The sequence below is a fragment of the Bradyrhizobium oropedii genome (assembly GCF_020889685.1).
GTDB classification, from domain to species: Bacteria; Pseudomonadota; Alphaproteobacteria; order Rhizobiales; family Xanthobacteraceae; genus Bradyrhizobium; species Bradyrhizobium oropedii.
Genome location: NZ_JACMYO010000081.1, coordinates 1 through 12,393 on the forward strand (window position 1 = coordinate 1; position 12,393 = coordinate 12,393).

The 12,393-nt window shown below is 64.9% G+C and carries 13 protein-coding genes and 1 pseudogene; 5 read left to right on the plus strand and 9 right to left on the minus strand.

What is annotated here, in order from left to right:
- Positions 1–251: pseudogene (locus tag H8A95_RS22435) on the plus strand (DUF459 domain-containing protein); the annotation flags it as partial.
- A gap of 104 nt (positions 252–355) precedes the next feature.
- Here H8A95_RS22435 and H8A95_RS22440 read toward each other — a convergent pair.
- Both H8A95_RS22440 and H8A95_RS22445 read right to left on the minus strand, forming a co-directional pair.
- On the minus strand, positions 356–733 hold the full coding sequence (locus tag H8A95_RS22440) for a CsbD family protein (protein ID WP_229185070.1): 378 nt from the start codon (positions 731–733) through the stop codon (positions 356–358).
- 60 nt (positions 734–793) lie between these two features.
- Entirely contained in the window at positions 794–1,528 is a 735-nt protein-coding gene (locus H8A95_RS22445) for an SDR family NAD(P)-dependent oxidoreductase (protein ID WP_229185071.1), read from the minus strand.
- A gap of 182 nt (positions 1,529–1,710) precedes the next feature.
- On the opposite strand from H8A95_RS22445, the gene H8A95_RS22450 reads away from it, so the two are divergent.
- The gene (locus H8A95_RS22450; RefSeq protein ID WP_229185072.1) at positions 1,711–2,490 is read left to right on the plus strand and encodes an SDR family NAD(P)-dependent oxidoreductase; all 780 of its coding nucleotides are present in this window, start codon (positions 1,711–1,713) and stop codon (positions 2,488–2,490) included.
- 101 nt (positions 2,491–2,591) lie between these two features.
- Entirely contained in the window at positions 2,592–3,479 is an 888-nt protein-coding gene (locus H8A95_RS22455) for a TauD/TfdA dioxygenase family protein (protein ID WP_229185073.1), read from the plus strand.
- A 227-nt stretch (positions 3,480–3,706) separates the two neighbouring features.
- On the opposite strand, the gene H8A95_RS22460 is transcribed toward H8A95_RS22455, so the two are convergent.
- On the minus strand, positions 3,707–4,366 hold the full coding sequence (locus tag H8A95_RS22460) for a YqgE/AlgH family protein (RefSeq protein ID WP_229185074.1): 660 nt from the start codon (positions 4,364–4,366) through the stop codon (positions 3,707–3,709).
- 136 nt (positions 4,367–4,502) lie between these two features.
- Here H8A95_RS22460 and H8A95_RS22465 point away from each other — a divergent pair, with 136 nt between their 5' ends.
- Positions 4,503–5,342, plus strand: a complete 840-nt coding sequence (locus H8A95_RS22465; RefSeq protein ID WP_229185075.1) for a protein-disulfide reductase DsbD domain-containing protein — start codon at positions 4,503–4,505, stop codon at positions 5,340–5,342.
- Between the two features lie 235 nt (positions 5,343–5,577).
- Positions 5,578–6,993 (plus strand): oligosaccharide flippase family protein, encoded by a 1,416-nt coding sequence (locus H8A95_RS22470; protein WP_229185076.1) that lies wholly within the window; start codon positions 5,578–5,580, stop codon positions 6,991–6,993.
- Here the strand turns inward: H8A95_RS22470 and H8A95_RS22475 are convergent.
- The 6 genes from H8A95_RS22475 to cysW form a co-directional block, all read right to left on the minus strand.
- Entirely contained in the window at positions 6,983–7,378 is a 396-nt protein-coding gene (locus H8A95_RS22475) for an MAPEG family protein (RefSeq protein ID WP_229185077.1), read from the minus strand. The two genes, H8A95_RS22470 and H8A95_RS22475, sit on opposite strands and share 11 nt — an antisense overlap.
- A 95-nt stretch (positions 7,379–7,473) precedes the next feature.
- Complete coding sequence (locus H8A95_RS22480; RefSeq protein WP_092118875.1) at positions 7,474–8,262, minus strand: 3-hydroxybutyrate dehydrogenase; 789 nt, start codon at positions 8,260–8,262, stop codon at positions 7,474–7,476.
- Between the two features lie 12 nt (positions 8,263–8,274).
- Positions 8,275–9,459 carry a DUF3734 domain-containing protein gene (locus H8A95_RS22485; RefSeq protein WP_229185078.1) on the minus strand — a complete coding sequence of 395 codons (1,185 nt, stop codon included), beginning with the start codon at positions 9,457–9,459 and terminating at the stop codon, positions 8,275–8,277.
- Between the two features lie 163 nt (positions 9,460–9,622).
- On the minus strand, positions 9,623–10,120 hold the full coding sequence (locus H8A95_RS22490) for a CAP domain-containing protein (protein ID WP_229185100.1): 498 nt from the start codon (positions 10,118–10,120) through the stop codon (positions 9,623–9,625).
- A 263-nt stretch (positions 10,121–10,383) separates the two neighbouring features.
- Positions 10,384–11,433 carry a sulfate/molybdate ABC transporter ATP-binding protein gene (locus H8A95_RS22495; RefSeq protein ID WP_229185079.1) on the minus strand — a complete coding sequence of 350 codons (1,050 nt, stop codon included), beginning with the start codon at positions 11,431–11,433 and terminating at the stop codon, positions 10,384–10,386.
- The gene (gene cysW, locus H8A95_RS22500; protein WP_229185080.1) at positions 11,423–12,385 is read right to left on the minus strand and encodes a sulfate ABC transporter permease subunit CysW; all 963 of its coding nucleotides are present in this window, start codon (positions 12,383–12,385) and stop codon (positions 11,423–11,425) included. Before cysW ends, H8A95_RS22495 begins: the two co-directional genes overlap by 11 nt.
- Positions 12,386–12,393 lie beyond the last annotated feature (8 nt).

The following is a 12,393-nucleotide window of genomic DNA, read 5'->3' on the forward strand; positions in this document are numbered from 1 at the left end:
CTGCGAATCCGCCGCCTTCGACCACGGCGATCGCGCCCGACGGCTCGATCATCACCGCACCGAAGCCGCAGCGGCGTGCGTTCCGCCCCGCCCAGACGCAGCAGCAGCCCCAACAGCCGCAGACCCAGCCCTGGCTGCGCGACATCTTCGGCTTCGGCGCGCCGCAGCAGCGCCCGCTGGTCGCACCGCCGCCGCGGCCGCCGCGCAATGTCGGACAGCGCGCAGGAGGGCCGGGAAATCCCTGGCAGTAAGCGGCGCTAACCAATGGCTGGGCGGATTAGCCGGAGGCGTAATCCGCCGATCGGCGTGCGCGGAGAGATGGCGGGTTACGCTATCGCTAATCCGCCTTACGACCTCAACCGTAATAGCGCCAGCGTGACGGCGGCGGGCGGCGCGGCTGGCGCGTCATCAGGAGCGCGAGCGCAAAGCCGATGCCGCCGGCGATCAGGAGCGCGCCGAGCGGATTGTCCTGCACCGAGCGTGCCATCGCATTCTGCCCGTCGCGGATGGTTTCACCGCGGTGCTCATAGGCATCTTTGGCGTAGTTGACCGCGCTGTCGGCGGCGTCACGCGCGGCATCCTTGGCCTGGCCGTAGAGATCCTGCACGGCGCCCGCGGCTTCGCGCGCGCTGCCCGAAGCCTGCGTGTGCGCGTCGCCGGTGGCATCGCCGACTGCGCCTTCGGCCTTGCCCGCGAATTCCTTCGCCGTTCCGAAAATCCGATCCTTGTCCATTGCGAATGCTCCCTGAATTGTCAGGGAGCCAACCGCGGAACCAGGTGCAAGTTCCTAGAGCTACAGAATGAGCCCGCCATCGACGACGATGGTCTGGCCGACGATGTAGGAGGCGAGCGGCGAGGCCAGGAACAGTGCGGCGCCGGCCATGTCGGCGGGCGTGCCGAGTCGCTTCAGCGGAATGCGCTCGAGCGCGCCTTCGAGCCGCTTTGGATTCGCCGTGGTCGCCTTGGTCATCTTGGTGTCGACGAGGCCGGGCGCGATGCCGTTGACGCGGATGCCGTTCTCGGCCCAGGCCTCGCCGAGCGTGCGCGTCAGCCCGACGGCGCCGGTCTTCGAGGCGTTGTAGGCCGGATTGCCCATGGTGGAATGATACGCCGCGGTCGAGCTCACGATGATCAGCGAGCCCTTCGCGGCGCCGAGCATCGCGTGGAATTTGGTTGCGCAGGCCATCAGGCTCATCAGATTGACTTCGAGCACCTTGCGGAAACCCTCCATCTCGAATTCCCCACGGCGGTAAATCACCGCGCCCTGCGCCAGCACCAGTACGTCGAGCCGATCGAACGACGGCGTGAGGCTTTCGATCGCCTGCGGATCAGAGACATCGAGCTGCGCGTAGGCAAGGCCTTCGAGATGCGAGCCTTCCTCGGCGGAATAATCACTCGCCTGCGCGCGGGTGCCGTACACGGCAACGCGCGCGCCCTTGGCGCGGAAAGCCTGCGCGATGCCGTTGCCGATGCCGCTGGAGCCGCCGACCACCAATATCTGCTTGCCGCCGAAATCGAGCTCGTTCATCGCGCGTTCCTCTCTCGTGCTGTTTTCTTGATTGAGCATGATCCTTTGCGAAAAGCCAACCGGGAAACTTGCGTTAACGCGCTGCGCGCGCGGCGATATCGGATCACAGGTTTGACGTATCTGCGGATCGGTGCCAGCGTTGCTGATCGCACAACGCGCAAGAAATCACCGGGAGGTCCGTGATGTCCGAATACAAGCAGCTCAGCCGTTCGGTGAAGGGTCTCACCGTTCTCGTCACCGGTGCCGCCAGCGGCATGGGCCGCGCCACGGCGCGCGTGTTCGCCGACGAAGGCGCCAACGTCGCGGTCACCGACCTGACCGAAGAAGGCACGCAGGCGGTGGCGAAGGAAATCTCGGCGAGCGGCGGCTCGGCCAAGGCCTGGACGCTCGACGTCAGCGATCGCGACGCAATCACCAGAGTCGTCAACGATGTCGCCGCGCATTTCGGCGGGCTCGACATCATCGTCAATAATGCCGGCATCTCGGTGCGGATGCCGATCGACGATCCCGGCTACGAGGACGCCTGGGCCAAGGGCATCGCCGTGATGCTGACGGCACATCCGCGCATCATCCGCGCCGCACTGCCCTACCTGCGCAAGTCGCGTTCGCCGCGCATCGTCAACATCGCCTCAACAGAGGCTCTGGGTGCAACGGGCCTGCACAGCCCCTACTCCGCGGCCAAAGGCGGCGTCACCAGCCTGACCCGCTCACTCGCGGTGGAACTGGGGCGCGAAGGCATCACCGTGAACTGCATCTGCCCGGGCCCGATCCGCACTGGAATCACCGACCGCATCTCCGAGGAGCACAAGACGATCTACGCCAAGCGCCGCACCGCGCTGGCGCGTTACGGCGATCCCGAAGAGGTCGCGCACATGACGCTGAGCCTGTGCCTGCCGGCGGCATCGTTCCTGACCGGCGCCGTGATTCCGGTCGACGGCGGGTTGATGGCGCGGAATGCCTGACCCGCGCATCGCCGCGAAGCGTTGACAGGGCGCGCGTCGGGAGTAGCCTTCGCGTCAAACGAAGCGGGACAACCGCCCGCACGATACGGGGAGATGCGCCAATGACCGTCCTGATCCGGCAGCTTCACAAGCATTTCGTCGGCGAGGTCTCCGGCGTCGATCTGCGCAGGCCGCTGACGCAGCAGGAAGCCATCGACATCGAGGCCGGCATGGACAAATACGCCGTGCTCGTCTTCCACGGCCAGGACATATCAGACGAGCAGCAGATGGCGTTCGCGCTGAACTTCGGCGAGCGCGAATCCTCGCGCGGCGGCACGGTGACGAAGAAGGAAGACTACCGCCTCTCCTCCGGGCTCAACGATGTCGGAAATCTCGGCAAGGACGGCCAGCCGCTGCCGAAGGATCATCGCACCCATCTGTTCAATCTCGGCAACTGCCTGTGGCATTCCGACAGCTCGTTCCGGCCGATCCCGGCGAAATTCTCGCTGTTGTCGGCGCGCGTGGTGAACCCGAAGGGCGGCAACACCGAATTCGCCGACATGCGCGCCGCCTATGACGCGCTCGACGACGAGACCAAGGCCGAGATCGACGACATGATCTGCGAGCACTCGCTGATGTATTCGCGCGGCTCGCTCGGCTTCCTCGACTACACCGACGACGAGAAGCAGATGTTCAAGCCGGTGCTGCAGCGCCTGGTGCGCACCCATCCGGTGCACGGCCGCAAGTCGCTGTACCTGTCGTCGCATGCCGGCGCCATCAGGGGCATGAGCATGCCGGAGGCGCGGCTGTTGCTGCACGATCTCACCGAGCACGCCACGCAGGGCGAGTTCGTCTATGTGCACAAATGGACGGTGCATGACCTCGTGATGTGGGACAACCGCCAGACCGTGCACCGCGTGCGCCGCTACGACCAGTCGCAGCCCCGCGACATGCGCCGCGCGACGGTCGCCGGCACCCAGCCGACGGTCGCGCAGGAAGCGGCGGAGTAGCGGACGGCACCGCGGTCGTAGCCAAACCCACCACTGGCGTAGCCAAACCCACAACTGTCGTCCCGGGCGAGCGGAGCGCGACCCGGGACCCATAACCACAGGCCGCCGTTATTGCGCGAGGCCGTGGCCCCAGCGCGGCGTTACAACTGCATGCGGTGGTTATGGGTCCCTGCTTTCGCAGGGACGACATCGTGAATGTGGAAGAAACGTCGCTACGCCTGTGCCCGCTACGCGTGACCGGCGTCGTTCGACAGCATGCCGGCTTCGATGCCGATCTTGCGCAGGGCGCGCGCGTATTTCTCGTCGACGTCGGTGCCGAAGATCAGCTCCGGATCGGCATCGCAGTGCAGCCAGCCATTGTGCTGGATCTCGTTCTCGAGCTGGCCCGGCGCCCAGCCGGCATAGCCGAGCGCGAGGATCGCGTGCTTGGGGCCGGCGCCCTTGGCGATCGCCTTCAGGATATCGACGGTCGCGGTGAGCGAGATGCCGTCGTCGATGTTCAGCGTCGCATCCTGGATGTAGAAGTCGCTGGAATGCAGCACGAAGCCGCGGCCGGTATCGACCGGGCCACCCTTCATCACCTTCATCATCTCGGCATTCTCGGGCAGCATGATACGGTCCGACTTCTCGATGATGTCGAGCTGCACCAAGAGCCCGGGGAAATCGATGCTGCCGGCCGGGCGGTTGACGATGATGCCCATCGCACCCTCGGACGAATGGGCGCACATGTAGATCACCGAGCGCTCGAACCGCGGGTCGTTCATGACAGGCATCGCGATCAGCATCTGGCCATCGAGATAGCCATCTTCGGTCGCATGGGGACCGACGGCCGGGCTTCTGCCGGCGGCGGTCTTGCGAGTCTTGCCTGTTTTGCCTTCAGGGCGCATCCGCAAAGGCCTTTCCTGCTGATTTGGCATCCTGATATTGGGTGGCGGTTCTGTCAATCAACCATCGGCCGCGGTGCGGCGATGCATCACAAGCAATTCAATGGTTTGCACCGAAAGTTGCGGGTAAAGACGTCTCATGATCGTCACAGTTCCCCTGCGGGCCGCATTGGCTGTTGCCGCCTTGTTATCCGCCGCATTTGTGGCAACGGAGGTTCGCGCCGACGACGCCTCGCCGTGGCAGCAGGACACGCATTCCGCGGTGCGGCTGCTCGCGGGATCGCGCAGCGGCGCGGTGCTGCTCGGCGGCATCGCCTTCCAGTTGCAGGACGGCTGGAAAACCTACTGGCGGACGCCGGGCGATTCCGGCGTGCCGCCGCGGTTCGATTTCTCCAAGTCGGATAATGTCGATGCGGTCACGGTGATGTGGCCGGCACCGCGCCAGTTCGACGACGGCGCCGGCGGCACCTCGCTCGGCTACAAGCACCAGGTGGTGCTGCCGCTGCGCATCGTCGCGAAGAATCCCGACAAGCCGTTGGTGCTGCGCGCCGACATCAGCTACGCGGTGTGCGAGAAGCTCTGCGTGCCGGTGGAAGCAAAGGCAGAGCTCGCGTTCGCAAGCGTCGCCTCGACCGAAGATGCCGCGCTGTCGGAAGCGCTCAACGCGGTGCCGAAGCCCGCCAATATCGGCGATCCCACCCCGTTCACGATCCGCGACGTCAAGCGCGACGACAAGAACAACGTGCTGGTCGATGTCGCCGCGCCCGACAACAAGGACCTCAGCCTGTTCGTCGAGGGACCGACGCCCGACTGGGCGCTGCCGGTGCCCAAACTCGTCGAGCACGCGCCGCCGGGCGTGAAGCGCTTCTCGTTCGAGCTCGACGGGTTGCCGCCCGGCGCCAAGGCGGAAGGCGCCGCGCTGAAGCTGACGCTGGTCGGCGGCGACAAAAGCTACGAATTCAACATCAATTTGAACTGACGCCTTAGTGTCGTCCCGGCGAAAGCCGGGACCCATACGCCGCGGCGTCAGTTTGAGGCGCGCTGGGGACCAAGCAGCGCGTACCAACTGTTCCCTGTGGTTATGGATCCCGGCTTTCGCCGGGATGACGCAAGATGGGAACACCCCCTCACCCAACCCAATCTTAACGTTTCGTTGATAGATCGGGAGCCATTGCCGCCTTGCGGCGCTTTGGGAATTTTCCGCTTTGGCTGTGATGGAGACACGATCCGCAACCTCTGCCGCAACCTCTGCCGCAAGCTCTGCGCCATCGGGCCCGGTCGCACGCCTGCGCGGCCTTGTTGCGCGCCTGCTCGGCGGCACCAAGGAGGCATCGGTCACCAAGCGCCTCGCCGGCATGATCTTCGTCATCCGCGTCATCAGCGCCGCCATCGCCTATCTGGCGCAGATCCTGCTGGCGCGCTGGATGAGCGGCTCGGATTACGGCATCTATGTCTATGTCTGGACCTGGGTGCTGCTGCTCGGCAGCACCATGGATTTCGGCATCGCGCCGTCCTCGCAGAAGATCATTCCGGAATATCGCACGCGCGGCGACCTCGCCGCGCTGCGCGGCTTCCTCTCCGGCGGCCGCTGGGTGGTGCTTGCGGCGTCGAGCACGGTGGCGCTGCTGCTCGCCGGCGTGATCCACCTCGCCTCGCCCTGGATCGATCCGAATGCGGTGGTGCCGCTCTATATCGGCTGCCTGACCTTGCCGCCCTTCGTGGTCGCCAACACCCAGGACGGCATCTCGCGCGCGCATGACTGGATGCAGCTCGGCCTGATGCCGCAGTTCATCGTGCGGCAGGGGCTGATCATCGCGTTCACCGCCGGCGCGCTGGCGCTTGGCCTCAACCTCGGCGCGACGGCCGCGATGATCGCGAGCGCCGCGGCGGTGTACATCGCGGCGATCGGCCAGATGATCGTGCTGAACCGCCGCCTCAAAACCCATCTCGGGCCGGGCGAGAAGACCTACGACGTCAAGGGCTGGTTCGCGATCTCGCTGCCGATCATGCTGGTCGAGAGCTTCTATCTCCTGCTCGGCTACACCGACGTGCTGATGCTGCAACAATTCCGCTCCTCCGAGGAGGTCGGCATCTATTTCGCCGTGGTGAAGACGCTGGCGCTGGTGTCGTTCGTGCACTACGCGATGTCGGCGACGACGGCGCATCGTTTTGCCGAGTACAACGCGCTCGGCGACAAGGACCGGCTGTCGGCCTATGTCGCGCACGCCATCAGCTGGACGTTCTGGCCCTCGCTGCTTGCCACCATCGTCCTGCTCGCCTTCGGCAAGCCGCTGCTGTGGCTGTTCGGTCCGAAATTCGTCGACGGCTACAGCATCATGTTCGTCGCCGCGATCGGCCTCGTGGTGCGTTCGGCGATCGGACCGGTGGAGCGGCTGTTGAACATGCTCGGCCACCAGAGCATCTGCGCCACCGCCTACGCGGTGTCGTTCCTCATGAATGTCGGGCTCTGCATGACGCTGGTGCCGCGCTATGGCGGCATGGGCGCGGCCGCCTCGACCTCGCTGTCGCTGACCTTCGAGACCATCCTGCTGTTCTATGTGGTGCGCTCGCGGCTCGGACTGCACGTGCTGGCATTCGGGAAGCGGCGGCCGGATCCCGTCACCCCGTGAACGGTGCGGCAACGATCATCAGGATGCCGACGGTCGGAATATTCCACACGATCGAACGCGCTGAATTCAGGTCGGCCGCATAGAGGATTGCGTACCCAACACGTCCCCAGAAGTAGAAATGGGCACCCCACAGCGTGAGCCAGTCGTGGGTGCGCGTCACGGCAGCGAGCAGGACGGCGGCGGCGAAGAACGGGAAGGTCTCGAGATAGTTGCGAAGCGCCCGCTCGAGCCGTCCTGCGATTCCTGTGAGCGGCGCAACGTTCCCTTCCCGTGAGCTTGCCGTCCATCGATAGCCTCGTTGCCAGCTTTGCAGATGCGACACCACGACGATGTGCACGAAGCCGAGAACGACGCTTGCAGCGAGCAGGGCAAGTTCAGCGGTCATGAGCGGCGCTCCCCAGGCTCGGCAAGATCAGAGCCGGCCCCGATGCAATCCGGGCCGGCTCGTCGTAGCTGAAAGCACCAATACTCGCGGAGCGATTACTCCGCGGTCCAGCCGCCGTCGATCGAGAGATTGGCGCCGGTGATCTGCGCGGCATCGTCGCCGCACAGGAACAGCGCGAGTGCTGCGACCTGCTCCGAGGTGACGAACTCCTTGGTCGGCTGGGCGGCGAGCAGCACGTCCTTGATGACCTGCTCCTTGGTCATGTTGCGCGCCTTCATGGTCTCCGGAATCTGGTGCTCGACCAGCGGCGTCCAGACATAGCCCGGCGAGATGCAGTTGCAGGTGATCTTGAATTGCGCGAGCTCGAGCGCCGCGGTCTTGGTGAGGCCGGCGATGCCGTGCTTGGCTGAGACATAGGCCGACTTGAACGGCGAGGCGACCAGCGAGTGCGCGGAAGCCGTGTTGATGATACGGCCCCAGCCGCGCTTCTTCATGCCGGGCACCGCGGCACGGATGCCGTAGAACGCCGACGACAGATTGATCGCGATGATCGCTTCCCACTTCTCCGGCGGGAATTCCTCGATCGGCGACACGAACTGAATGCCGGCATTGTTGACGAGGATGTCGACCGAGCCGAAGGTCTTTTCGCCGAGCGCGATCATGTCGGCGATCTCGGCGGGCTTGGTCATGTCGGCCGGCGAATAGGCCGCCTTGACCTTGAAGTCGGTCTCGATGCCGGAACGCTCCTTCTCGATGTCGGCCGGCACGCCCATGCCGTTGAGGACGATGTTGGCGCCGGCGCCGGCGAAGGCGCGCGCATAAGCCAATCCGATGCCGCTGGTCGAGCCGGTCACAACGGCGGTCTTGCCTGTCAACGTACCCATTGTTCTTCGCTCCTATTTGCTTGCAGGGGACTTCGTTTCAGGGGGCGTGGGTTCGTCCCCCGTGAGATCGTAAGTCACCATGGTTTCGCCGGACTGTGGCCGTTCTAGCCATTCTTTGTGACGCATCGACAAATGCACGTCGCGGACGCCCGCGCCCCAGTGCTCGACCATCGCAACATGGGAGAAGTCGTAGTCCTTCGACGAGGACTCGTAATTCTTGCTCTTGTAGATCAGGTGAACCACCGTGACGGTGTTCTCCTTGGACGCCTTGCGCAGCAGTTCGACCGACGGATCGTTCTTCAGGTAGTCGGGCAGCTTGCCGATCAGGTCGCGCACCGCCATGCGGGCGTTGTGGATCTGCCTGTTCTTGTCGGTGTTCATCCGCGTCCGGCTGGAATAGCGGATGTCCTTTTCGCGCTCGGCGGCCTCCAGCAGCGTCTCGGGCAACGGCCCGCGCGCGCTGAACAGGTCGACCTGGAAGATCAGGAGATCGCGGCTGGTCTCCTCATCGAGCACGAAGTCGAGCGGCGTATTGGAGGCGATGCCGCCGTCCCAGTAATGCTCGCCCTCGATCACGACGGCGGGAAAGCCAGGCGGCAATGCGCCCGAGGCCATGATGTGCTCGGGGCCGATTGTCTTGCCGAGCTTCTTGAACTCGTAATTGTCGAAATAGCGGAAATTGCCCGAGGTGACGCCGACCGCGCCGACCGACAGCCGCGTCTTCAGATCGTTGATGCGATCGAAGTCGACCAGCCGCTCCAACGTCTTCTTCAGCGGCGCGGTGTCGTAATAGCTCAGCGATTGCGAGCTGCCGGGCGGCCACAACGGCGCCGGCGGAATCCGCGGCGTGAAGAAGCCGGGCACGCCGAAGGTCGCGATGATGGCTGCAGAGGTCTCGTTGAATAGCGAGCGGGCGCGCTCATGTTTCGAGACCGGATTCCAGGGCACCGGCGCCGACACCATCTCCCAGAATTCCTTCAGCCGCGGCACACGCTTGTCCGGCTCGTTGCCGGCGATGATCGCGGCATTGATGGCGCCGATCGAGATGCCGGCGATCCATTCCGGCTCGAAGCCCGCATGACAGAGCGCCTGAAAGGCCCCGGCCTGATAGGAGCCGAGCGCGCCGCCGCCCTGAAGAACCAGCACACGCTGGGCTTGCGCGGGCGTCGAGGCCGGCGCGGTCTCAGAAGTATCCATTCGTAACCGTTCGGTCAGAAATGACGTGAGCCGCACCGTGGCGGCTGTTCGCCGCGGCGTCAATCAGCGAGATCAAGGGGCTCTTTGTTTGAGCATGATCTTCCCGGAAAACCGCTTCACACTTTTCCGGATCATGCTCCAGATCACGCGGAATTTATCGAAATCAGGTTGCCGCCAAAATGAGCGTCCAGAACACCTTGTATTTGGTATTCGGAGCGTAAACGGCCGCGATGCCCATTTTTGTGACACCGCTCTTCAGCATATTGGCCTTGTGCGGCGGTGAATCCCGCCAGCCCGAAAAGGCTTCCGCCAGCGTGTGATAGCCGGCCGAGATGTTCTCGACCGCGACGCTCGCGGGATAGCCGCCCGCCTCGAGCCGCTTGCCGAGCGGGGCCTTCACGTCATGGTCCATCTTGTTGCGGGCCGCCATCGCCTGCGATTGCTGCTCGGCGAGCCTCGTCAGGTCCGGATCGACCACGACGGTACCGAGGCCATTGTTCTGCCGGTACTGCGAAAACATGATCGCGGCCGCCTGGCTGTCCAGCACGGCACCGGGCTGCGCCATGTTGAAATACATGGCCGGTTCTTCCGGGATTTTGGTGTCCGTGCCGCAGCCGGCAAGCACCAGAAGCCCGAACAGGGCGACCGTCGTCCGTTTCACAGGTGAAAACCCCCAAGGTTGGCGCGCCGTTGTTGCATACCAACCGTGGCTGAATGGTGAACAGGGGCTAACTTTTGGCCAGCAATAGCCACCGATCTCCGGATCCGTAGCCCGGATGGAGCGAAGCGCAATCCGGGAACGGTCGATCCGCGGAACGAAGTCCCGGATTTCGCTGCGCTTCATCCGGGCTACGAGGCTCGAGATTCCGGGTTCGGTCCTGCGGACCGCCCCGGAATGACAGGTGAGATTGTGGCCTAATAGCCCTACTCCTGCGCCGCAAAGATCCGGTAGCGGCGAGGCTGTAGCGAGACGATTTCGCCGGCCTGCAGCTCGCGGTCGCGGGGGGCATCGATCTCGATCACGGTCTTGCCGTCGCTCCCCGACAGGGCCACCTCGGCGCGCTGGATCGCACCGAACGACCGGACATGCCGGATGGCGCCTTCCAGGGCGCCGGTTCCGGCCGGACCGACCGCCATGTCATGGCGACGGACGAACAGCTTTGCCGCACCCGATGCGGCGCCGAGCGCCGGAATGTTCAGCGGACGGCCGTCGAGCCGCACCGCATCGCCGGCGACATCGACCGGCAGCACGATGGATTCGCCGATGAAGCCGTGCACGAAGGCGGTCGCCGGATTGTCGTAGACCTCGCCGGGCGAGCCGATCTGCTCGATCTTGCCCTTGTCCATCACCACCACCCGGTTGGCGACTTCGAGCGCCTCCTCCTGGTCGTGGGTGACGAAGATCGAGGTGACGTGGATCTCGTTGTGCAGCGAGCGCAGCCACTGCCGGAGCTCCTTGCGCACCTTGGCATCGAGCGCGCCGAACGGCTCGTCGAGCAACAGGATGCGCGGCTCGATCGCCAGCGCACGCGCCAGCGCGATGCGCTGACGCTGGCCGCCGGACAATTGGCTGGGATAGCGGTTGGCGAGCCAGTCGAGCTGCACCAGATCGAGCAAATTCTTGACGCGAGCGCGGATCGTCGCCTCGTCCTTGCGGATCGCGCGCGGCTGCACGCGGAGGCCGAAGGCGACGTTCTCGAACACCGTCATGTGGCGGAACAGCGCGTAGTGCTGGAACACGAAGCCGACCTGGCGCTCGCTGGCGCCGCGCGACAGCGCATTCTCGCCGTCGATCGCGACCTCGCCCGAGTCAGGCCAGTCGAGCCCTGCGATGATCCGCAACAACGTCGTCTTGCCGGACCCGGACGGACCGAGCAGCGCCAGGAGCTCGCCATCAGCGACCTTGAGATCGACATTGTCGAGCGCGGCAAAGCTGCCGAACCGCTTTACGATATTCTTGACTTCAATCGCCATCGGGCACCTCTGCCTCGTCGAGCCGCCGCTCGAGAACCGTCTTCGCCACCAGCGTGATCAACGCCAGCATCGCAAGCAGCGATGCGATCGCGAACGACGCGACGAACTGATATTCGTTGTAGAGAATCTCGACCAGCAGCGGCATCGTGTTGGTCTCGCCGCGGATATGGCCTGACACCACGGACACCGCGCCGAACTCGCCCATCGCGCGCGCGTTGCAGAGCAGGACGCCGTAGAGCAGGCCCCATTTGATATTGGGCAGCGTGACGCGGAAGAAGGTCTGCAGGCCGGAGGCGCCGAGCGAGATCGCCGCTTCCTCCTCCTGGGTGCCCTGCTCCTGCATCAGCGGGATCAGCGCGCGCGCCACGAACGGGAAGGTGACGAAGATCGTCGCCAGCGCGATGCCGGGCACCGCGAACAGGATGTGCACATTGTGCGCCTGCAGCCACGGCCCGAAGTAACCCTGCGCGCCGAACAGCAGCACGAAGACCAGGCCCGAGATCACCGGCGAGACCGAGAACGGCAGGTCGATCAGCGTGATCAGGAAGGTCTTGCCGGTGAATTCGAATTTCGAGATCGCCCAGGCCGCGACCACGCCGAATACGAGGTTGAGCGTGACCGAGATCGCGGCCACCAGCAGCGTCAGCTTGATCGCGGCGAGCGCCTCGGGCTCGGCCAGCGCCGCGAAATAGGCGACTATGCCCTTCGAGAACGCCGACGCGAACACGACGACCAGCGGAAGCACGACGAAGATGCTGAGGAAAGCGATCGCGAGCGCAATGATGACAAGGCGGATCGGTCCCGGCTCGGTGCGCGGGTTGCGTCGCGCGGTGCCCGGCTCCGCACGCCCGATCTCGAGCCGTGGCGCCGGCGCAGCAATGCTGACATCGGTCGCGGGCGCGTAGGTCCGCAGCTGCGTCGTCGAGGTCGCCAATCCCGTCTGCATCGACATCTCTGGGC